We start from the raw sequence: 21,791 nt of genomic DNA, 5'->3' as shown, positions 1-21,791 counted from the left end.
ACCAGGCAGCACGTTGCATTGCTCATCAACGTTCCAACTTGAAAAAAGAAACGGAGAACGACATGCACATCAACAAGCTTTTACTTGCTGTAGCTATTGGCGCGGTTTTGTCGGCGTCTACCGTTCTGATTCCGGACAGCCTGTCCGACGTGTCGAGCGCCCACGCGAAAGAAGGCGGTGGTGGCGGCGGCAGCGGTGGTGGTGGCGGCGGTGGCGGTGGCGGTGGTGGCGGTGGCGGCGGCGGCGGCGGCGGCGGCGGCGGTAACGGCGGCGGCAGTGGGGGTGGAAGCGGCAATGGCGGTGGAAGCGGCAGTGGTCACGGTGGCGATAGCGCCGGCAGTGATCACAGTGACAGCGACCATGGCCCGGGACACACCGGCGACACAGCTTCAAACTCCGGACGCAGCAGCACCCATGCCGAGCCGGGTGACGATCATGGCGTTCATCGTGCGGGTGAAATCGGCGATGACCACGGCGTTCATCGTGCCGGTGAAGTCGCTGACGACCATGGAGTTCATCGCGCTGGCGAAGTCGGTGACGATCGCGGAGTGCATGCAGCTGGTGAGCCTGGTGATGACAAAGGCGTGAACTGACTCCCACAATGCATACACAGAGAACGCTCCTCCTGTAGGAGCTGAGCTTGCTCGCGATGGCGGAGTGTCAGGCGACGTTAATGTTGAATGAACCACCGCTATCGCGAGCAAGCTCAGCTCCTACAGGGGGGCGTGTGAACTGTCCAATCGCTCGCGCAAAAATTCGATCAACGCCTGCACCGGTCGCGATGACTGACGGTGTTGCGGATACACAGCCGACAGCGTCAACGCCTGCGGCCGAAACTCATCCAGCACCGGCACCAGCCTCCCATCCTTCAGCGCCGAACCGACGATAAAAGTCGGCAGGTAAGTAATCCCCATCCCGGCAATCGCCGCATCCTTGAGCAACTCGCCATTGTTGACCCGCATCCGCCCCGTGACGTTGACGGCCAGCGGCTTGCCCTGCCCCGCAAAGTGCCATTGCACCTGACGACCGTGGCCGTAAGGCAGGCAGTCATGGGTGAGCAAGTGTTCCGGTTTGAGCGGCGTGCCACGCTCGGCCAGGTAAGCCGGGCTCGCGCAGTACACGCGCTCGATGGACGCGATGCGGCGGGCGATCAACGTCGAGTCTTCGAGAATGCCGATGCGCAGGGCCAGGTCGTAACCCTCACCGAGCAAATCCACCGGGCGATCGCTCAAATCCACTTCCACCGTGACGTCACGATAGAGCGCCAAGAACTGCGGCAACAGACATCCCAGATGCGCCAGTGCAAACGACAGCGGCGCGCTGACGCGGATAGTGCCGCGCGGCTCGGTGGTTTGCCCGGCGATACCCTGCTCCACTTGCTCGACTTCGCTGAGCAGGCGCAGGGCCGATTCGTAATAACTCTGGCCCAGGGGCGTAACGTCAAGGCGCCGGGTCGAACGATTGAGCAGCCGCACGCCCAGGCGCTCTTCAAGCTGCATCAAGCGTCGGCTGACAAATTGCTTGGACAGGCCCAGTTGATCGGCGGCGGCCGTGAAGCTGCCGGAGTCCATGACCTGGCAAAAAAGACGCATATCTTCGAACGGGTTCATTGTCATGCCTTGGTTGACAGTCAGGCACTCTATAGCTGTTTTTACCCTTTTCATCACCCTGTTCGAGTGAATAACACAAAACAATGTGGGAGCGGGCTTGCTCGCGAAGACGGCAGCACATTCAACATAGATGTTGACTGATCCATCGCCTTCGCGAGCAAGCCCGCTCCCACATTAGGTTATGCGTCTTGCCAGAGAACGCTTACTTGGCAGTAAACGTCGTGTAGCTGTTGATCAGGTTGCGGTAGTTCGGCAGGCGGTTCGACAGCAGGTTGGCCAGGCCTTCCATGTCGTTGCGCCAGTCGCCTTGCAGCTCGCAAGCCACGGAGAACCAGTTCAGCAAATGTGCACCGGCGGCCGACATGCGCGCCCAGGCCGCCTGCTGCACGGTGGTGTTGAAGGTGCCGGAAGAGTCGGTCACCACGAACACTTCAAAACCTTCGGCAATGGCCGACAGGGTCGGGAACGCTACGCACACGTCGGTCACCACACCGGCGATGATCAGTTGCTTGCGACCGGTGGCCTTGACGGCTTTTACGAAGTCTTCGTTGTCCCAGGCGTTGATCTGGCCCGGACGGGCAATGAACGGCGCGTCGGGGAATTGCGCCTTGAGCTCCGGTACGATCGGACCGTTGGGGCCCTGGTCGAAACTGGTGGTGAGGATGGTCGGCAAATTGAAGAACTTGGCGATGTCGCCCAGGGCCAGCACGTTGTTCTTGAATTCGTTGGGCGAGAAATCCTGCACCAGCGAGATCAGGCCGGTCTGGTGATCGACCAGCAGCACAACAGCGTCGTCTTTGTTCAAGCGAGAGTACGGAACGTTGCTCATGAAAAACTCCTTGGTGGATGGTTTTAACTTGCTGCGCCGGTCCCTCAACTGAAGGTATTGACCCCGGCGCTTTTGGGTATTCGTCAGAACGCAAAGCACGAGCAGCCGAAGGCGCCCCAGAAACCCGCGAAATCGCTGACCGGCGCATTCGACAGGCGTGCCCGTTCATGGCTGTGGGAATGCACCCCACATGGCCCGCTGCACTGGTGAACCATAGCTTGCATCGGTGAATTCGCCCGCCAGTGACCCGGGACCTTGACCACCGGCGACCAGTCCGGCAGCACCGGAACACTGGCAGGGCCCAGCTTCTCGAAATCACCCGCGGCGTACACGACCTTGCCGCCGACCACGGTCAGCACCGACTCGATCCACTTGATCGCTTCTTCGTCGACGCTGAAAAAGTCCGCGCTCAATGCGGCCACGTCCGCCAGTTGCCCGACCTTGATCTGGCCTTTCTTGCCCTGCTCGGACGAGAACCAGGCGCTGCCGTGGGTGAACAGTTCCAGCGCGGTCAGTCGCGGCAGGCCTTCGGCGTGCAGCGCCAGACCACCAACGGTGCGACCGCTGACCATCCAGTACAGCGAAGTCCACGGGTTGTAACTCGACACCCGCGTCGCATCGGTGCCGGCACCCACCGGCACGCCTTCAGCGAGCATGCGCTGGATCGGCGGCGTGGCTTCGGCAGCCTTGGCGCCGTAGCGTTCGACGAAGTACTCGCCCTGGAACGCCATGCGATCCTGAATCGCAATGCCGCCACCCAACGCCCTCACCCGCTCGATGTTCTGCGGGGTGATGGTTTCGGCATGGTCGAAAAACCACGGCAAGCCATTGAACGGGATGTCGCGGTTGACCTTCTCGAACACGTCGAGCATGCGGCTGATGGACTCGTTGTACGTAGCGTGCAATCGGAACGGCCAGCGCTGCTCGACCAGATGGCGCACCACCGGCTCCAGTTCGTCTTCCATGCTTTGCGGCAGGTCCGGGCGCGGCTCGAGGAAGTCCTCGAAATCCGCCGCCGAGAACACCAGCATCTCCCCGGCGCCGTTGTGCCTCAGGTAATCGTCGCCCTGATGCAACTTGACGCTGCCGGTCCAGTTCTGGAAATCCGCCAGCTCTTCCTTGGGCTTCTGGGTGAACAGGTTGTAGGCGATGCGAATGGTCAGTTGCTGGTCTTTCGCCAACTGCTCGATCACCTGGTAATCGTCCGGATAATTCTGAAAACCACCGCCGGCATCGATGGCGCTGGTCAGGCCCAGGCGATTGAGTTCGCGCATAAACTGGCGGGTCGAGTTGACCTGATATTCCAGCGGCAGCTTCGGCCCCTTGGCCAGCGTCGAATACAGAATCATCGCGTTCGGTCGCGCCACCAGCATACCCGTGGGGTTGCCATTGGCATCGCGGACGATCTCGCCACCCGGCGGGTTTGGCGTGTCGCGGGTATAACCGGCCACGCGTAACGCGGCACGGTTGAGCAGCGCGCGGTCGTACAGATGCAGAACGAACACCGGGGTGTCAGGTGCGGCCTGATTGAGTTCTTCGAGGGTCGGCATGCGTTTTTCGGCGAACTGGAATTCGTTCCAGCCCCCCACCACCCGCACCCATTGCGGCGTCGGCGTGCGATCAGCCTGTTCCTTGAGCATGCGCAGCGCATCGGCCAGCGACGGCACACCTTCCCAACGCAGTTCGAGGTTGTAATTCAAACCGCCGCGGATCAGGTGCAAGTGCGAGTCGTTGAGGCCGGGAATCACGCAACGGCCCTTGAGGTCGATCACCTGAGTGCCCGAGCCGCGTAATGCCATGGCCTCGGCATCGTTACCGACCGCAACGAAGCGACCATCGCGGATGGCCACGGCGCTGGCGCGCGGTTTTTCGCGGTCAACGGTATGAAACTGACCATTGAACAAAATCAGATCGGCGTTCATCGCGTTTCCTTGGACTGAGTGGAAGGGGAAAGCCAGGGCGCGAACAAGCGTGTCGCCATCGGCATGAAGACGTAGACCACCGACAGCACGATGGTCAGGGTGATCAGGAAGGTCGCGACCACGTAGTTGGAGAGCAACGCGTTGAGCTGCAACAGCGGCCCCCAGATCAGCGGCACCAGCAAGGTGTGCGGCAAAATCACCAGCAATGTCACCACGGCCTGCTTCCAGCGCGGCGGCGGCGAAGCTGCATCAGCCTGCGGTGCGAACCAGAACTCGTTGACCGGATTGACCTCGGTCTGGTCGCCGTCCGCCAGCATCGGCACGGCTTCATCAACCAACGCCTGGCGCTGCGGCGAATCGAGCCAGCGCTGCATGGCCTCGGTGGTGCAAAAGCGCAGCACGCAGGTAAACATCTGCAGGCCAGCCTGCTTGCCGCGAATCACGTCGACGCCCAAATGCCCTTCGCTCTTAGCGGCAATGCCGACGATGCGTCGCAACCAGGCTTCATAGGGTGCTTCAAAACCGGCCTTGATCCGATGCTTGACGATCAGTGTCACGATTTCATCGAACCCCGGCGCTTGCGTGCTCTGGGTATGGACTTCAGGCATGGCGAAGGGCTCCGGCGAGACTGGGTAGAGAATGAAGTAAAGACTGGATTGGATAGTGCGGGGACGGGGAAGGAAAAAATTGGATGTACGTGCTCTTTTTGGGAGGGCACGAAGATCTTCAGGCCCATACAAATCCCCTGTGGGAGCGGGCTTGCTCGCGAAGGCTGCGTGTCAGGCGATGGGTTTTTTGATGGTGTGCATATCCATTCCTGCGGTAACGGCGGCTTATGGTTTCGCCCTTACGGCGAGTCCCTTTCCAAACGCCGAAAAGGAACCAAAAGGCTTTGCCCCACCACTCGGTGCCTCGCTTCGGCTCGGCATGCCCTCACTCCGGCATTGCTCCGTGGGTCGCCGCGATGGGCCATCCCTGGCCCAGCGCGGCTAAACCGGCGTCCTGCCGGTTTACCCACGGAGCAATGCCTGCGTTCGGCCATCGTGGTTTAACGGGGCGCCTAAATCAAAAGCGCGCGAGGCGGCCTGACAGCCGACCTGATTTTTGACTTGCCTGTGATCCCCTGTGGGAGCGAGCCTGCTCGCGATGGACGTCAACGAAAATGCGCCCTGTCTGAATGATCGCGTTGTCTGGACGTTTTTCGCGAGCAGGCTCGCTCCTACAGGGGTACGAATACATCCGCGAAATCAGGTCGGCTGTCAGGCCGCATCGCTTTTGATCTGGCTTTTGATTTTCTTGCGCCATCGAGAGGCCGAGTGGAGGTTCTGCGCAGTGGGTAAACCGGCATGGATGCCGGTTTACCCGCGCTGGGCCAAGGATGGCCCATCGCGGCGGGCCCACGGAGCAGGACCGGAGCGAGGGCATGCCGAGCCACAGCGAGGCACCGAACGACAGGGGCAAGAGCCCTTGGTTACTTGGGGCTTTTCCAAGTGACTCGCTGTAAAAGCGAAACCGATAGCGGCCGTTACCGCAGGAATGGATATGTACACCAAAAAAATACGGCGCCTGACACGCAGCCTTCGCTGGCAAGCCAGCTCCTACAGTTTGATCGGGGACAACCGTGAGATTCAGGCAATCTCCAACGGTGCCGACATGAACTGACTGATGCGCGAACGCAACCAGCGCTCCGCCGGATCGTTGTCATGCACCCCGCTCCAGGCCATCGACAATTGCGCCGCCTCAATCGCAAAGGGCGGATCCTCGGCACGCAAGCCACACCCCTCCACCAATGCACAAGCCGCATAATCCGGCACGGTGGCAATCATCTCGGTTCCGGCCAGCAACGCGCGCAAGCCACTGAATTGCGGCACGCCGAGCACCACCTTACGACACCGCCCGACCTTGGCCAGATCCAGGTCGATGTTGCCGCTCAGGTCACCGGAAAACGACACCATCGCATGGGGCCGCGCGCAGTATTCGTCGAGGGTCAGCGGCCCTGGCCGGGTGTCGCCGCGCAACACCTTGCAGGGGATGTCGCGCAGTGTCTTGCGCTTGGCATTGGCCGGCAGGTCCGTGGTGTAGCTCACGCCCACGGAGATTTCCCCGGAAGCCAACAATGCCGGCATCAACAGGTAATTGGCGCGGCGCACCACGACCACGATCCCCGGTGCCTCTTCCTGCAACTGGCGCAACAACGGCGGAAACAAACCGAACTCGGCATCGTCCGACAGCCCGATGCGAAACACATCGCAACTGGTTGTCGGATCGAACTCCTTGGCCCGACTGACCGCGCCGGAGATGGTGTCCATCGCCGGTTGCAGCTCCTTGAGAATCGCCAGCGCCCGCCCCGTCGGCTCCATGCCGCGACCGTTGCGCAACAGCAATGGATCATCGAACAGATCGCGTAACCGGCCCAGGGCAGCACTCACCGCCGGCTGGCCCATGAACAGTTTTTCCGCAACGCGGGTCAGGTTTTTTTCGAACATCAGCGCTTCGAAAATCACCAGCAGGTTCATGTCGACGCGACGCAGATCGTTTCGGTTCATAGGCACGGGTTCCTTGTGTATTGAGCCAGACGCAGGAGTGACGATTGTGTCTGACTTTGCTCAAGACTTCGCGCAATGAACGTGTAATTAACAACGTTTAACTCGCAAGCCAGAGCCCTGGGGTTCAAGAATGAGTCCTACCGACACGGACATTCGCCATGGCTCCCTTCCAGCAAAACGCCGCCCGCGCGACAGTCACGCAAACGCAAAAGAAAACCGCCGGCGGCCTCAGTGCGCAACGCGAACGGCTGGTGAAACAACTGATCCTCGAGCGCCTCGGCGAAACCCTGGAAGTGACCGAACTGGCCCGAGCCTGTTCGCTGTCGCGCAGTCATTTCTCCCGCGCCTTCAAATGCAGCACCGGTTTATCGCCCCAGGACTGGATTCGCCAGCAACGCATCGCCCGGGCCAAGCTGCTGATCCAGCACACGGACCTGAGTCTCACGCAAATCAGCCTGGAATGCGGCTTCTGCGATCAGGCGCACTTCTGCCACATGTTTACCCGCAGCGAAGGCATCAATCCGTTCGCCTGGCGTTGCCGGACCGTACGTTCCATACACCACGCCACCCTGTAGGAGCCCGGCTTGCCGGCGAAGGCGATTTCATGGACGCCATCGCCGGCAAGCCGGGCTCCTACAGGTATTGTGTCAACCCTTGAGGAACGCCAGCAGATCGGCGTTGAGCTGATCCTTGTGGGTATCAGTCAAGCCATGGGGCGCACCGGGGTAGACTTTGAGGGTAGAACCTTTCACCAATGCTGCCGAAGCGATACCCGCCGCTTCGATCGGCACCACCTGGTCCGCATCGCCATGCACCACCAGCGTGGGCACGTCGAACTTCTTCAGGTCTTCAGTGAAGTCGGTTTCCGAGAACGCCTTGATGCAGTCGTAGGCGTTCTTGTGGCCGGAAGTCATGCCTTGCATCCAGAACCAGTCGATCATGCCCTGCGAAGGTTTGGCGTCGGGTTTGTTGAAGCCAAAGAACGGACCGCTGGCGAGGTCCTTGTACAACTGCGAGCGATCCACCAGCGAGGCCTGGCGAATGCCGTCGAACACTTCGATGGGCAGGCCGCCGGGGTTGGCTTGGGTCTTGAGCATCAGCGGCGGTACCGAGGAAATCAGCCCGGCCTTGGCTACGCGGTCGGTGCCATGGCGACCGATGTAGCGTGCCACTTCGCCGCCACCGGTTGAGAAGCCAAACAGCACGGCGTCTTTGAGGTCGAGCAACTCGATCAATTGCGCCAGGTCATCGGCGTAGGTGTCCATGTCATTGCCGGTCCACGGTTGGCTGGAGCGGCCGTGGCCCCGACGATCGTGGGCGATGACCCGGTAGCCTTTGGAAGCGAGGAAAATCATCTGCGATTCCCAACTGTCGGCATTCAGCGGCCAACCGTGACTGAATACGATGGGCTGACCGCTGCCCCAGTCCTTGTAGTAAATCTCGGTGCCGTCGCGGGTGGTGAACGTGCTCATGGGAGTGCTCCTTAACGTGGGGTGTGGTTGGTTGGGTTGAGTTGAATCAATCAGATGCGCGGCCCATGCGCTCGGCCAGCCGCGCTACCCGCTCACCCAGATGCGCGGCAGTGCAGCGGTCTTCGGCGGGCGGTGCAAGGTCTGGGGACTGTTCGACATTTGACTGGGCCATGGCGCCCAGCGAGCTGCCGAGGCGATTGAGTTGCCCATCGAACACGCCCGTACCGGAACGCGCCGGCAATAAATCGAGGCCGACCCAGATCATCGAATGCTGGGCAGCGAAGACTGCCATCTGCAGCAAGGTGTTGAGCTTGTCGCCACACAGGCAGCCGGAATTGGTGAAGCCGGCCGCCAGTTTGTCGCGCCACGGTTGCGCCAGGTAGAACGCTGCCGTAGCTTCCATGAAACCCTTGAAGGCGGCCGAGGCGCTGCCCATGTAGGTCGGGGCGCCGAAAATAATCGCGTCGGCGTGGTGCAGGTGGTCCCAGTGTTCGTCCACCTCTTCAACGGAAATCAGGCGGCAGGTGCTGCCCGGATGGCGTTCAACACCCTTGGCCACGGCTTCGGCGATGACGCGGGTATGCCCGTAGCCACTGTGATAGACCACCACCACGTTGCTCATTACGGTGTCCTTGTGATGAGTTAAATCCCTCTGTACCTGTAGGAGCGATGCTTGCTCGCGAAGGTGTGTCAGTCACATTGATGTCGCCTGACACACCTTCGCGAGCAAGCATCGCTCCTACAAAGAACGAGTTTTGGGCGTAGAGCGGGCGTAGGACGAGTTAAACGTTGTTAATTTTTCATGACGCGCCTAAAGCACTGACGCCCCGTCATAGCCACCGTGCCCAATATATACGGAGCTACTATCAGTACCGGGCAACCGGCAGGCGAAGCGAACACCCGAAGTCAGTCAAGTGACGCATTGCGCAGATGAAAAAACCTGAGGAATATGCTCGGAAACCGCGAATTAGACGGCTGCAGACAGGAGTGACCCGTTGACCCTTTCCCTCGAACAGGCTGTGCATTTCGGCCCTTACAGGATCTACCCCGGACAACGCCTGGTGATGGAGGCCGACGAGCCCCTGCGCCTGGGCCGACGGGCCATGGACATCCTGTTGATCCTGCTGGAACACGCCGGGAACGTGGTCAGCAAGCAACAACTGATTGCCGAAGTCTGGCCCAACAGCGTGGTGGAAGAGATCAACCTGCGGGTGCACATGGCGGCCCTGCGCAAGGCCCTCGGCGACGGTCAGGCCGGCCAGCGCTACATCATCACCGTGGCGCAGCGCGGCTACAGCTTCGTCGCGCCCATTGCCCTGGAGCACGTCGAGCAACGCCCACAACGCGGTCCCGCTGAATCGAGTCGGCACAATCTGCCCCTGCGCCGCACTCGCCTGATCGGTCGTCAAACACTGGTCGACAACCTGGTAGCACAACTGCCGCGCCAGCGCTTCATCACCCTGGTCGGCCCCGGTGGCATCGGCAAGACCACCGTGGCCCTGCGCGTCGCCGAACATCTTATCGGTCAATATCGCGACGGCATTCGCTTGCTGGACCTGGCGCCAATCAACGACCCGTTGATGATCACCGGTCATCTGGCCACGCTGCTGGAGGTGTCCCTGCACGACGCCGAACCGCTGAATAGCCTCGCCCTGTTCCTGCGCGAGCGGCAGATGCTGCTGGTCATCGATAACTGCGAGCACCTGCTCGACAGCGTGGCCCTGCTCTGTGAAACCCTGCTGCGTGGCGCGCCGCAGGTGCACATTCTGGCCACCAGCCGCGAAAGCCTGCGGTCCGAGGGCGAATTCGTCCAGCGCCTGGAATCCCTGGACTGCCCTCCACCCATCGCCGTGCTGGACCGCGCCCAGGCCCTGAGCTTTTCCGCGCTGCAATTGTTCGTCGAGCGGGCCATGGCCAGCCACGACAGCTTCGAGCTGAGCGATGCCGAGTTGCCGCTGTTGATCGACATCTGCCGACGCCTCGACGGCATTCCACTGGCCCTGGAACTGGCGGCGGCGCAAGTCACCAGCCTTGGTCTCGACGGTTTGCTCGCGCAACTGCAAGACAGTTTTCGCCTGCTGACCCACAGCAGCCAGTCGACCCTGGGCCGGCATCAGACCCTGCGCGCGACGCTGGACTGGAGCTTCAAACTGCTCAGCGCCTGCGAACAGACTTGCCTGCGTCGACTGGGCGTCTTCCGCGGCAGCTTTACGCTTGAGTCGGCAGCGGCGGTGATCGCTGGCGAACACATCGAACACCGCGAGGTGTTTGGCTCGATCATGCAACTGGTGGCCAAGTCCCTGCTGAGCGTGGATGTCGGCGATGAAGAAGTGTTCTACCGCCTTCTCGACACCACCCGCCACTATGCCCTGGAAAAACTCGAACAGACCGCCGAGCTGCCCGACACCCGGGAACGTCACGCCGAGCGCTGCCTGGCCTTGATGCAACAGGCGCAGAAAGAATGGGAACAGATTCCGACAGTGTTGTGGATCGAGCGATATGCCCGCAGCCTGGAAGACATCCGCGCGGCCCTCGATTGGGGCCTGAATGCACAGGGCCCGAAGACGCTGGCGATCCGCTTAACGGCGGCGTCGACGCCACTCTGGCAAGAACTGTCACTGCTCAAGGAGCACGGCGGTTATGTGCGCAAGGCCCTGGCATTGCTCGATGCCGCGCCCGAGCCCTGCGCGCATTTGAAAATGACCCTGAAGCTGGCTCTCGGCAGCGCCTGTTACCACGTTCAGGGCGCAACCGCTGAAGCCATCGGCGCTTTCGTCACCGCCCGAACCCTGGCCAGACATTGCAATGACGTGGTCGGAGAACTTCGAGCCGTTTCCGGGTATCTGGCAGTCAACCTCCTTTGCGGCAAATATCAGATGGCTCTGGAGCAGAGCCAGCAATTCGACCAGTTGGGTCTGCACGGTGACCCCGTGCTGTCCCTCAGCACGCATCGCTTGCGGGTGTTGGCGCTGCACTTTGCCGGGGATCAGGCACGGGCGCGGGTGAATGCCGATGAGGTGATCCAGCGCATGGCCCACAGCGGCCACCTTAACCGCTTCACCCATGGTTTCGGCGTGCAGTACGACCAGAGCGTCGCCGCCTTGACGATCCTGGCGCGCATCCTCTGGTTGCAGGGTCAACCGGAACAGGCCTGGCGCACGGCCCGACAGGCGCTGGACATTGCCCTGCAGATCAATCACGGCACGTCCATCTGCTACACCCTGGCCCTCTCGGGTTGCCTGATCGCCCACTACAACGGCGACACCGGCACCGCCCGCGAACTGCTGCGCCTGCTGCTGGAACAGGCGCAGAAACATTCAGTGCTGCTGTTCTACACTTGGGCGCAACACTATGCGCAAGTCATCGACAGTGCCGATGCACAGACATCACGGCGTCCGGGCGTCGGCTTGATCAAGGAGATAATGGTCACGCTGGACAGCGCTTTCGTCGATGACGACTTGCTTGCGCGCGCCGACAGCGGCGCGGCAGGCTGGAGCACTGCGGAGATTCTACGGGCCCGGGCCGATGCGCTGCTGACGGCCGATTGCCCGGTGAAAAACTGCACCGCTGAAACCGTGCTGATCAAGGCGCTCAACGTTGCGAAATCCCAGGGCGCACTGGCCTGGGAACTGCGCAGCGCCACCTCGCTGGCGCGGCTTTGGCAGCGTCAGGGTCGCTACCGCCAAGCCCATGAGCTGTTGACGCCGATCTACCAGCGCTTCACCGAAGGTCATGCCACACCGGATCTGATCGCCGTGCGCCGCTTACTCGGCGAGTTGCAGGACAACGTTCGGATTTGATGCCCAAACGTGGTCCTGTGTAGGAGCGAGCCTGCTCGCGATGGGCTAGAGGTCGCCGCGTAAAACCAGAAATCACGCGTCATCGTTAACGACCATCGCGAGCAGGCTCGCTCCTACATTTTTTGTTTTTCCAGGGCATAGCCGCGGGTGGTGTTGAGGAGGCGATAACGGGTTACGCCGTTGATCTGCTCCTGCGACAGCAGCGATTTGAGTGCCAGACTTTCCAGCACCCTGGTCAGGCTGGCGGGCAACAGCGTGGCGCAACTGACCACGCCCTTCGCTGCGTCCAGGGTGAATGCCGACTTGAATACTGCCAGGCACTGCAACACGGTTTGCTCCGCCGGGCTCAGCCGTTCGTAGCTCCAGTCCAGCGCGGCCTTGAGGGTTTGGTGCCTTGGGACTGCGGTGCGCCGCCCCTGGGTCAGCAATTGAAAGCAGTTATCCAGTTGCGCTTGCAGACCCACCAGCGCCAGCGCATCGATCTGCGCCGCCGCCAGCTCTATCGCCAAGGGCAAACCATCGAGCCGCCGACAGATTTCACGCACGGCCTGGAGGTCCTGTTCACGCAGGGCAAACCCTTGCTGACGGGCGCGCGCACAGCTGACGAACAGCTGCACCGCCGAATACCCCATGAATTCATCAATACTGCACAAAGCCGACGCCGGCGGCACCACCAGCGGCGGCAACGGCAGCAGTGTTTCGCCGGTTGCCAGCAACGGCTCTCGACTGGTGACCAGAATCGACAGGCGCGGCGCCGACGCCAGCAGCGTTTCAACCAGGGTCCGGCAACGTTCGAGCAAGTGTTCGCAGTTATCGAGGACCACCAGCGCATGCCATTGCCCCAACGCCTCCAGGTGGGTGCCGACATCCAGTTCCAGGGTGCGCGTCAGGTGATCGACCACTTGCGCCGGGTCATCGATTATCGCCAGATCCACCAGCCATACACCGTCGCGATAATGCTGCAACAACAGTTCGGCGACCCGCAGGGCAACGGTGGTCTTGCCGATACCGCACGGCCCGACCAGGGTCATGAAGCGTCGCACCGGCAATTGCCGCACCAGACCGCCCACCACCGCATCGCGGCCAGTGACCGGCGTCAGCCGTGCAGGCAAGTTGTGTTGGGGCTTGTGCAAACTTTCGAATGAGATCGGCGTGGGCTCCGATACTTGCTGAACCGGCGCGACAAAGCTGTAACCGCGCTGGGGAATGTTGACGATGAAGCAGCGGCCGTCCTGCCCGTCGCGAAAGGCCCGACGCAGCGCGGCAATGTGCACCCGCAGATTGATTTCCTCGACCACCGACCGCGGCCACACCTGAGCGATGATTTCGTCCTTGCTGACCACCGAGCCCGCGCGCTCGACCAGCACCTGCAAATATCCAGGGCCCGCCCGCCCAGACGCAGCGGTTGATCGCCTTCCAGGACCAGTCGCTGATTGAGGTGGAATGCGTAGGGGCCGAATCGCAGCACCGTGTCGCTGTGTATGTCTCTCAGGCTATTCATAGACCTTCACCCGCCGGGAGCCTGCTCGGCACGCGAGTCCATCCAGGCTCCCGTACCTTCCTTGCAATGAGTTCATGGCTATCTTGGCAGGCCTAAGTGACGGTACAACCACCACGGGGGAGCGTCACGGCCATTACGGTGCGCACAACGGCCAAGGGCGTTAGCTGAATTGCTCGCGGTACTGGCTCGGCGTCAGGCCGAGTTTTTCACTGAACAGGAAACGCATGTGGCGCACGCTGCCGAAGCCGCTTTTGAAGGCCACGGTCTTGAGCGGCAAGTCGGTGGTTTCCAGCAGGTTGCGGGCGCAATCGATACGCGCACTTTGCAGGAACTCCATGGGCGTCATGCCCACCTCACGGGCGAAGACCCTGGCGAAGTGGCGCGCACTCATGGTCGCCAGACCGGCCATGCGTTCGATGCTGAAGGTTTCGTCCAGATGTTCGAGTACATGATTCTGCACCCGGGTGATCGCCGTTTCATGGGGCGCTACCGCCGCCATCAACGGGCTGAACTGCGCCTGGCCGCCCTGGCGTTTCATTACCACCAGCAACACCTTGGCCACGTCCTGTGCGACTTTCTTGCCATGGTCGTCGGCAACCACCGCAAGCGCCAGGTCAATGCCGGCGGTTACGCCGCCGGACGTGATGAGGTGGCGGTCCTGAACGTAAATGCGGTCGGTTTCGACGATGGTCCGGGGGAAAGCCTTGATCAAGCGTTCGGTGTAGTGCCAGTGGGTGGTCACGCGGTAGCCGTCAATCAAACCGGCATGCCCCAATACGAATGCACCGGTGCAGATCGAACCATAAGCCCTGGATTGACTGACGTTGTGCTTAAGCCAGTCGAGCAACGGCGGGTGTTTTTCGTTGTAGGCACCGGGCCCGCCGGGTACCAACAACAAATCAAAGCCGCCGCAGGCCTGATCGATATGCATATCGGCATGCACGTTCACGCCGTTAGACGCCCGCAGTGCACCGGGCTCGGTACCGATGGTCGTCAGTACATAGTGGTCGTCAGGCTTGAGATAGCGATTGGCAATGGAGAACACCTCCATGGGCCCGGCCATGTCGAGCAGGAGAAAGTTGGGAACAGCACCATTGCCACGGTTTTCATGGGTTGGATATCACTTAGGTCTTAAGAAAAGTCACCGGCCCCTGTAGGAGCGAGCCTGCTCGCGATGGTCGCCAACGAAAACGCTGGCTGTCTGAAACCCCACGGTGGTCAGGGTTCATCGCGAGCAGGCTCGCTCCTACAGGGGTTATGTGTACGGCGATGCTATGCATTATGGCGAAGTGTGTAGCCAGCGTCGTCTGCAAATAACTGTCAACCTGAAGGAGACAGTATTTCAATTTTCAGCTACTTATTGAACCAATCAGTAACCATTAACCTTCTCCTCACTCGGACGAATTCACGTCCCCACAGGAGATTTCATCATGCTGACCCTTCGCAAAGCTTCTGATCGCGGCATGGCCAACCACGGCTGGTTGAAGTCGTTCCACACCTTCTCCTTCGCCAACTACCGTAACCCGAAAGAACAAGGCTTTTCAGATCTGCTGGTGATCAACGATGACCGTGTGGCAGCCGGCAAAGGTTTCGGCCAGCACCCGCACCGCGACATGGAGATTTTCTCCTACGTGCTCGACGGCGCGCTGGAACACAAGGACACCTTGGGCACCGGTTCGGTGATCCGTCCCGGCGATGTACAGTTGATGAGTGCCGGCAGCGGCGTGGCGCACAGTGAATACAACCACTCGGACAAGCGCCCGGTGCACTTCCTGCAAATCTGGATCGTGCCTGAAGTCAGTGGCGCCAAACCGCGCTATCAACAAGAACACTTCAGCCCGCAAAAGAAACGCGGCCGCCTGCAACTGATCATCTCCCCCGACGGGGCCAAGGGTTCGCTGAAGGTGCGCCAGGATGCGCGAGTATATGCCGGCCTGATCGACGGCCAGGAGAGCGCCACCCTGGAATTGGCCGCCAATCGCTACGCCTACGTGCATGTGGCGCGGGGCAGTGTCGAACTCAATGGCATGCGCTTGCAGGAAGGTGACGGTGTGCGGGTTCGCGAAGAACAGTTGCTGACTTTGAGCAATGGTGTGGATGCTGAAGTGCTGGTGTTCGATCTGCGCCCGCAGGAATTGCCGGAAATGCCTTGATTCTTCTGTAGGAGCGAGCTCGCTCGCGATGGTCGTTAACGATAATGCGTGCTTTCTGGTTACACGCGGCGTTTCTGAATCCATCGCGAGCGAGCTCGCTCCTACAGGGCCTCGGAAAACTCCTCGACAATTTCATCGATTACCGCCCGCACCCTGGCGGTGTGCCGCAGGTCGGCATGGGTCACCAGCCACACGTCGTAGGGCAGCGGTCGGGTACGTTCCGGCCACAGCCTGACCAGTCCGTCCTTCTGTCCCATGTACACTGACATTCCCCAATTCCGAGCCCCGCCGCGATGGATCGGCGCACCAGCAGGCTGGAGCTCAGGCTTGAGACTATCCGCCCGCGTCCCAGTGGTTCACTGACCAGTGTCATGTCCTTGGTGCCCTGCAAATACGGTTGATACACCACCAGATCATGCCCCTCGAACGCCGATCCCGGCTCCGGCACGCCGTGGGCATCCACATACGCTTGCGAGGCAAACAGGCCTACTGGCCAACGGGCGATTCGCCTGGCGATCAGGTCCGGGTTGTCCGGCCGGGTATTGCGCACGGCGATATCGGCCTCGCGTTTGGCCAGGCTGAGGAATTGTGTCGAGGCGTCCAGTTGCACCCGCACATCGGGGTGTCGCTGATGCAAACGGGCAATGGCCGGAATCAGGAAGTCGATAGCCAGGGAGTCGGTGGTGGTGACCCGCACGATGCCGGTCAACCGATCGTCGAGGCCCTGAATCCGCCGCTCCAGCTCCAGCGCCGAATGCTCCATCTTTTCCACGGCGCGCATCGCCGCTTCACCCACGGCGGTCAGCGCATAGCCTTCGGAGGTGCGCAGAAACAGCGTCGCGCTCAATGACTTTTCCAGCGCCGTGATCCGTCGGCCGACCGTGGCCTGATCCACGCCCAGCACCCGTGCCGCACCCCGCAGTGTCGACTCGCGGCAGACCGCGAGAAATACCCGCGCGTCATCCCAATTCATGGCTCCTCCTTAGCGATGCACATATGCATCACTGGCACGTGAAATCGCAGCATTATTGCATCGAAAAACCTCGTTATGCTGGACACCAGAGAACACTTACGCCTGGTGCTGGCGGTGCGCTTGCTCGCGATGGAGGTGTATCAGGCGAATCGATGTCGAATGCGCTGCCGTCATCGCGAGCAAGCTCGCTCCCACAGTTTTGATCTGAATCCATTCCTTAAAGGTATCCAACATGAAGCGGCCACAAACCATGACGCTCATCGAAATCACCCAACCCGGTGGCCCTGAAGTCCTGCAACCGCGCCAGGCGCCCGTGCCTACGGCTGGCGCCGGTGAAGTACTGATCCGCGTACACGCCGCCGGGGTCAATCGCCCCGATGTGATTCAACGCGCCGGCAAATACCCGATGAAACCCGGCATGAGCCCGATCCCCGGGCTGGAAGTGGCGGGTGAAGTGGTCGCCGTCGGCGCAGGTGTCGGCGACTTCTGCATTGGCGACAAGGTTTGTGCACTGACCAATGGCGGCGGTTATGCGCAATATTGCGCGGTGCCAGCCAGCCAGACACTGCCGGTCCCCGAAGGCCTGAACTGGGAACAGGCGGCGGCGGTTCCGGAAACGTTCTTCACCGTGTGGGCCAACCTGTTCGAGATGGGCGGCGCCCGCCAAGGCAAACGCGCATTGATTCACGGCGGCACCAGCGGCATCGGCACCACCGCGCTGATGCTCTGCCGTGAATTTGGCATCGAGGCCTTCGCCACGGCCGGCAGTGAAGAAAAGTGTGCGGTGATTCGCCAACTGGGTGCCGAAGCGATCAACTACCGCGATCAGGATTTCGCTCAGGTCATCACCGAAAAAACCGCGGGCCGCGGTGTCGATGTGGTGCTCGACATCATGGGAGGCTCGTATTTGAACGGTAACGTCGCGGCTCTGGCGCTCGAAGGTCGGCTGGTGATGCTCGGCTTCCTCGGCGGCGCGATCGCCAAGGATGTCGACCTGCCGGCGATCATGGCCAAACGCGCCATAGTCACTGGTTCGCTGTTACGTTCACGCACCCTGGAAGAAAAAGCCGTGATCGCACAACAATTGCGCGAACACGTCTGGCCGGTGCTGGCGGCCGGTCGTTGCCTGCCGATGATCGATCAGGTCTACACGCTCGAAGAAGCCTCGCAGGCCCATGCGCGAATGGAAGCGGGCGATCACGTTGGCAAGATTGTGTTGCGGGTGGAGTGATCCACCCCCTGTAGGAGCGAGCCTGCTCGCGATGGTGTATCAGCCACATTGATGTCGACTGACACGCCATCGCGAGCAGGCTCGCTCCTACAGAAGGCCGGTGAACGGCTGTCGCAATTATTCCCATCCCACGCACGCATCTGTTAAAACGCGGACTTCATGTCTTTCCCGGTAAACCACCCGATGCCCTCTACCCTTCTCACCCGTCTGCACCGACGCTGGCTGGCGCTGCTGTGCATGGCTGCGCTGGTCGTTGGCCTGCCGGTGAGTTGTGGCGCGCTCAGGTATAAAGAGCGCGAGTTGCTGTTCCGCATTGAACCGGGTACGGCAGGCTGGTATCGCGGCTTGCCGCAGGATGTTCAGGAATTCGACATCAAGCCCGCCAATTTCAAGGCAGGGCAAAATCTACATGCCTGGTGGTGGCCCGCCGCGCGTCGCGACGCACCATCGATCCTCTATCTGCACGGTGTGCGCTGGAACCTCACCGGCCAAGCCTTTCGCATCGAGCAATTGCGCGCCATGGGCTATTCGGTGCTGGCGATCGACTACCGCGGATTTGGCCAGAGCAAAGGCGATCTGCCGTCGGAAGCCAGCGTGTACGAAGACGCCCGAGCCGCCTGGGAGCGCTTCACGGCGATGCAACCGGACGCCAGCAAGCGCCTGATCTACGGCCACTCCCTGGGCGGCGCGGTGGCCATCGACCTCGCGGCGGACCTGGCCGCACAGGCGAAAAAGGCGCATGTCGCCGTGCCCGTGCGCGGTCTGGTGATCGAGTCCACCTTCACCTCGCTGGGCGATGCCGTGGCGGAAGTGGCCGGCAACAACCTGCCCGTCAATTGGCTGCCGGTGCGCTGGCTGCTGTCGCAGAAATTCGACTCCATCGACAAGATCGTCGACATCGACATGCCGCTGCTGGTGGTCCATGGGCTGGCCGACCCGTTCATGCCATCGCGCTTCAGTCAGCAGTTGTTCAATGCCGCCAATCAACCCAAGCGCCTGCTACTGATCCCCGGCGGGACGCACAACAACAGCATGAGCCTGGGTGGCAACCAGTATCGCCAGGCACTCGACGGTTTGATGAAGGCAAAACCACAGATCGCCGGTCCGACGGTTTCACCAGGCGCGCAGGACTCCTGAGGGTTATCGATACCCCCGCGCCTGCAAATCGAACAATTGCGCATAACGCCCACCCGCCTCGACCAGGCTGTCGTGATCGCCGCGTTCCAGAACCCTGCCCTGATCCAGCACGATGATGTGATCGGCGTTACGCACACTGGAAAAACGGTGGGAAATCAGCAGAGTCATGCGATCTTGAGTGTTCTGGCTGAAATGCTCGAACACCGCCGCTTCCGCCGCCGGATCAAGCGCCGAGGTCGGCTCGTCCAGAATCAGGATATCGGCGTTGCGGCGCATATAGGCACGGGACAATGCGATCTTCTGCCACTGCCCACCGGACAGCTCCTGCCCACCGGCAAACCATCGCCCCAGTTGCGTGGCATACCCGCGATCCAGACGCTCGATAAAAGGCGCGGCCATGCCCTCTGCCGCGGCCTCCTGCCAACGCTGTTGATCGTTGAACGCCAAAGTGTCGCCCACACCGATGTTCTCGCCGACGGAGAACTGGTAACGAATGTAATCCTGAAAAATCACCCCGATGCGACGTCGCAACGCGTCTTCCTGCCATGCCTGCAAGTCGCTGCCGTCCAGCAGAATCCGTCCCTGATCGGGGCGGTATAAACGCGTCAACAACTTGATCAGAGTGGTCTTGCCCGAACCGTTCTCCCCCACCAGCGCCATGCTGTGCCCCGGTGCAAGATGAAAGCTGACACCTTCCACCGCAGCACGACTGGCGCCCGGATAACGGAAACCGACGCTCTCGAAACGTAAACCGTCGCCGGGCACCGCGCCCATGGTGAGGTTTGCGGTGTCGATTACCACGGGCTCAGCCAGGTACTCATAGAGACTGGACAGGTAGAGGCCATCTTCGTAAAGGCCGCTGATGGCGCTCAAGCTGCTACTCACCGCTGACTGCCCCTGCTTGAACAGCACCAGATACATGGTCATCTGGCCGAGTGTAATGTTGCCGTGCACCGCATCGACCACTACCCAGCATAAGCCAGATAAAACGCTGTGGTGCCGAGCAGACCGAGGACAAATCCCCAGCCATCGCGGCGCAAGGTCAATCGCCGGTCCTCGGCATAGAGGCGGGCGAACGTATCGCGATACCGCTGCAACAGCAGAGGCGCGAAACCGAACAGCTTGACCTCCTTGATGTAGGCCTCGTGGGACAGCAGCGTCTCGATGTAAGTCTGCTGTCGACTCTCCGGTGCACGGCGAGTGAACAAGCGGAAAGCATCCCCGGAAAAATGCGCCTCGGCAAAAAACACCGGCAACGCCCCGACCACCAACAGCACCAGTGCCCAAGGCGAAAAATGCACCAGCAACACACCAAAGCTGGTCAACATGATCAGGTTCTGGATCAGCCCCAGCGACTTCATTACCAGCGCCAACGGCCGGGTCGAGGCTTCACGCCGTACCCGCACCAACTTGTCGTAAAACTCGGAATTCTCGAACTGCACCAGCGACAGCGTCTGGGCCTTTTCCAGAATCATCGTGTTGACCTCTGCCCCAACTGCACGCGCAACAACGACTGCTGGACCGACAGTGCACGCTGGGTGGCAGACAGCAAAGCCAGCACGCCCGCCTCGAACAGCACATAACGCAGCACTGGCCATAACGGCGCACTGCCCTGCTGCGCATGCAACTGCATGGCATACACCACCGCATCGACAATGCGCTGTCCCAACCACGCCGCCAACGCCGGTAGCATCCCGGCGATCAGCGTTGCCAGCACCAGGCCAAGGAACAGGCCGCGGGAGGTGCCCCAGACCAGCAGCAAGGCGCGTCGGGCCTGGTCGAGCAATGAGGAGAAACGGGTAAGGACCGCGGGCATATTTATCTGTTGCGCCGACGCGGTCCCTCAGACTCTTTCTTGAAGGTGGAGGGCCGAGTGGAATCACCAACCCCGGGGAGGAGACCGCCGTTAATCCAGTCCTCCATTAGCCGCCGCACTTCAGGCGCATTTCTTGCGGTGCTCTGCTTGTCATTTGATCACCCTATTGTTTTCAGGAATTCGACCCATTGCACTTTTGAAACATCGATAACAATCACTTCGGCCCCGGTGTGAAATCTCTGGTCTGCATCTTCAATCCAGTGAGGGTGCTCGAGAACGAACTGCCCTCTTGCAGGCTCCGCCGGCCATTCTATCGGCCAGCCAAACAGGCGTTTACCATCGACCAAGTGCAGCACGACATGTCTTTGCCGAGTTGAAAAAGCACTGTACCACTCGCAAGGATATGAAGATTGCCGGGTTATGTTCAGCTTGCGCAGGAGAGCATGAAGCTTGTCGCTACTGGCAATGTGGCAGGAAATAAACCCCATCAGCACTGCAATCACCGCTGACCACAAGGTCTCTGACTTCTGTCCCACAACCCGACTGAAAAAAAGCGCTCTCCTGTAACCAACAGCAACGCTCCCAAACCAACAACAAGCGACTGGATACAAAAGTGAAAATCAGCGCCTGACTATTTGTCCAAAGGTGTCTGGCCGCTTGAAGGCTGTCAGTGAATAAAAGATCCAGGCGGCTAAAAATCCCGGAATCAAATACTGGAGTAGCGGAATCACTTCCTTGATCAAATCATCCATGCAAGTTTTCAATCCATTGAAAGCTCCGATCCTGACAAGAAATACCTCA

13 protein-coding genes and 5 pseudogenes are annotated in these 21,791 nt (G+C 60.7%); 6 read left to right on the top strand and 12 right to left on the bottom strand.

The features are described from left to right. Positions 1 to 62: 62 nt before the first annotated feature. Positions 63 to 593 carry a hypothetical protein gene (locus CES87_RS33835; protein ID WP_256591146.1) on the top strand — a complete coding sequence of 177 codons (531 nt, stop codon included), beginning with the start codon at positions 63 to 65 and terminating at the stop codon, positions 591 to 593. 120 nt (positions 594 to 713) lie between these two features. Here CES87_RS33835 and CES87_RS30225 read toward each other — a convergent pair whose 3' ends face one another. The 5 genes from CES87_RS30225 to CES87_RS30190 form a co-directional block, all read right to left on the bottom strand. Continuing rightward, positions 714 to 1,610, bottom strand: a complete 897-nt coding sequence (locus tag CES87_RS30225) for a LysR family transcriptional regulator (RefSeq protein WP_128609003.1) — start codon at positions 1,608 to 1,610, stop codon at positions 714 to 716. Positions 1,611 to 1,812: 202 nt separating this feature from the next. Further along, positions 1,813 to 2,439, bottom strand: a complete 627-nt coding sequence (gene ycaC, locus CES87_RS30220; protein ID WP_128609001.1) for an isochorismate family cysteine hydrolase YcaC — start codon at positions 2,437 to 2,439, stop codon at positions 1,813 to 1,815. An 83-nt stretch (positions 2,440 to 2,522) separates the two neighbouring features. Further along, a complete protein-coding gene (locus CES87_RS30215; RefSeq protein WP_128608999.1) occupies positions 2,523 to 4,361 on the bottom strand; it encodes an amidohydrolase in 1,839 nt (612 codons plus the stop codon). Further along, positions 4,358 to 4,969 (bottom strand): antibiotic biosynthesis monooxygenase, encoded by a 612-nt coding sequence (locus CES87_RS30210; RefSeq protein ID WP_128608997.1) that lies wholly within the window; start codon positions 4,967 to 4,969, stop codon positions 4,358 to 4,360. The genes CES87_RS30215 and CES87_RS30210 overlap by 4 nt, the downstream gene beginning before the upstream one ends. A gap of 1,020 nt (positions 4,970 to 5,989) precedes the next feature. Then, entirely contained in the window at positions 5,990 to 6,907 is a 918-nt protein-coding gene (locus CES87_RS30190) for a LysR family transcriptional regulator (RefSeq protein WP_128608991.1), read from the bottom strand. A gap of 158 nt (positions 6,908 to 7,065) precedes the next feature. Here CES87_RS30190 and CES87_RS30185 point away from each other — a divergent pair, with 158 nt between their 5' ends. Further along, positions 7,066 to 7,482, top strand: a complete 417-nt coding sequence (locus CES87_RS30185) for a helix-turn-helix domain-containing protein (protein ID WP_128608989.1) — start codon at positions 7,066 to 7,068, stop codon at positions 7,480 to 7,482. A 72-nt stretch (positions 7,483 to 7,554) separates the two neighbouring features. Here the strand turns inward: CES87_RS30185 and CES87_RS30180 are convergent, their stop codons facing one another. Next, entirely contained in the window at positions 7,555 to 8,379 is an 825-nt protein-coding gene (locus CES87_RS30180) for an alpha/beta fold hydrolase (RefSeq protein WP_128608987.1), read from the bottom strand. Positions 8,380 to 8,425: 46 nt separating this feature from the next. Further along, the gene (locus tag CES87_RS30175; protein WP_128608985.1) at positions 8,426 to 9,001 is read right to left on the bottom strand and encodes a flavodoxin family protein; all 576 of its coding nucleotides are present in this window, start codon (positions 8,999 to 9,001) and stop codon (positions 8,426 to 8,428) included. A gap of 373 nt (positions 9,002 to 9,374) precedes the next feature. Here CES87_RS30175 and CES87_RS30170 point away from each other — a divergent pair, with 373 nt between their 5' ends. Then, complete coding sequence (locus tag CES87_RS30170) at positions 9,375 to 12,179, top strand: winged helix-turn-helix domain-containing protein (protein WP_128608983.1); 2,805 nt, start codon at positions 9,375 to 9,377, stop codon at positions 12,177 to 12,179. Positions 12,180 to 12,304: 125 nt separating this feature from the next. On the opposite strand, the pseudogene CES87_RS30165 reads toward CES87_RS30170, so the two are convergent. Further along, positions 12,305 to 13,680, bottom strand: a pseudogene (locus tag CES87_RS30165) (winged helix-turn-helix domain-containing protein); the annotation flags it as partial. A 160-nt stretch (positions 13,681 to 13,840) separates the two neighbouring features. Next, a pseudogene (locus tag CES87_RS30160) lies at positions 13,841 to 14,790 on the bottom strand (GlxA family transcriptional regulator). A 320-nt stretch (positions 14,791 to 15,110) separates the two neighbouring features. On the opposite strand from CES87_RS30160, the gene CES87_RS30155 reads away from it, so the two are divergent. Next, positions 15,111 to 15,833, top strand: a complete 723-nt coding sequence (locus tag CES87_RS30155) for a pirin family protein (protein ID WP_128608980.1) — start codon at positions 15,111 to 15,113, stop codon at positions 15,831 to 15,833. 101 nt (positions 15,834 to 15,934) lie between these two features. Here the strand turns inward: CES87_RS30155 and CES87_RS30145 are convergent. After that, positions 15,935 to 16,806 (bottom strand): annotated as a pseudogene (locus tag CES87_RS30145) (LysR family transcriptional regulator). A gap of 232 nt (positions 16,807 to 17,038) precedes the next feature. Between CES87_RS30145 and CES87_RS30140 the strand changes: the two are divergent. Together CES87_RS30140 and CES87_RS30135 are read left to right on the top strand one after the other, a co-directional pair. After that, complete coding sequence (locus tag CES87_RS30140) at positions 17,039 to 18,037, top strand: NAD(P)H-quinone oxidoreductase (RefSeq protein ID WP_128608979.1); 999 nt, start codon at positions 17,039 to 17,041, stop codon at positions 18,035 to 18,037. A 183-nt stretch (positions 18,038 to 18,220) separates the two neighbouring features. Further along, positions 18,221 to 19,174, top strand: coding sequence for an alpha/beta hydrolase (locus tag CES87_RS30135; RefSeq protein WP_128608978.1), 954 nt, complete (start codon positions 18,221 to 18,223; stop codon positions 19,172 to 19,174). A gap of 3 nt (positions 19,175 to 19,177) precedes the next feature. On the opposite strand, the pseudogene CES87_RS30130 reads toward CES87_RS30135, so the two are convergent. Then, positions 19,178 to 20,990 (bottom strand): annotated as a pseudogene (locus CES87_RS30130) (ABC transporter ATP-binding protein). Between the two features lie 158 nt (positions 20,991 to 21,148). Continuing rightward, a pseudogene (locus tag CES87_RS30125) lies at positions 21,149 to 21,742 on the bottom strand (DUF6338 family protein). Positions 21,743 to 21,791 lie beyond the last annotated feature (49 nt).

It is taken from the genome of Pseudomonas sp. ERMR1:02, assembly GCF_002277815.1.
Lineage (GTDB): Bacteria > Pseudomonadota > Gammaproteobacteria > Pseudomonadales > Pseudomonadaceae > Aquipseudomonas.
Note: the sequence above shows the minus strand (reverse complement) of the source record. Positions and strands in the feature narration are given on the sequence as shown.

Bases quoted from the DNA above. Each gene is read 5' to 3' on its own strand.
- CES87_RS33835 (WP_256591146.1), top strand. From the start codon at position 63: ATGCACATCAACAAGCTTTTACTTGCTGTAGCTATTGGCGCGGTTTTG.
- CES87_RS30225 (WP_128609003.1), bottom strand. From the start codon at position 1,610: ATGAACCCGTTCGAAGATATGCGTCTTTTTTGCCAGGTCATGGACTCC.
- ycaC (WP_128609001.1), bottom strand. From the start codon at position 2,439: ATGAGCAACGTTCCGTACTCTCGCTTGAACAAAGACGACGCTGTTGTG.
- CES87_RS30215 (WP_128608999.1), bottom strand. From the start codon at position 4,361: ATGAACGCCGATCTGATTTTGTTCAATGGTCAGTTTCATACCGTTGAC.
- CES87_RS30210 (WP_128608997.1), bottom strand. From the start codon at position 4,969: ATGCCTGAAGTCCATACCCAGAGCACGCAAGCGCCGGGGTTCGATGAA.
- CES87_RS30190 (WP_128608991.1), bottom strand. From the start codon at position 6,907: ATGAACCGAAACGATCTGCGTCGCGTCGACATGAACCTGCTGGTGATT.
- CES87_RS30185 (WP_128608989.1), top strand. From the start codon at position 7,066: ATGGCTCCCTTCCAGCAAAACGCCGCCCGCGCGACAGTCACGCAAACG.
- CES87_RS30180 (WP_128608987.1), bottom strand. From the start codon at position 8,379: ATGAGCACGTTCACCACCCGCGACGGCACCGAGATTTACTACAAGGAC.
- CES87_RS30175 (WP_128608985.1), bottom strand. From the start codon at position 9,001: ATGAGCAACGTGGTGGTGGTCTATCACAGTGGCTACGGGCATACCCGC.
- CES87_RS30155 (WP_128608980.1), top strand. From the start codon at position 15,111: ATGCTGACCCTTCGCAAAGCTTCTGATCGCGGCATGGCCAACCACGGC.
- CES87_RS30140 (WP_128608979.1), top strand. From the start codon at position 17,039: ATGAAGCGGCCACAAACCATGACGCTCATCGAAATCACCCAACCCGGT.
- CES87_RS30135 (WP_128608978.1), top strand. From the start codon at position 18,221: ATGCCCTCTACCCTTCTCACCCGTCTGCACCGACGCTGGCTGGCGCTG.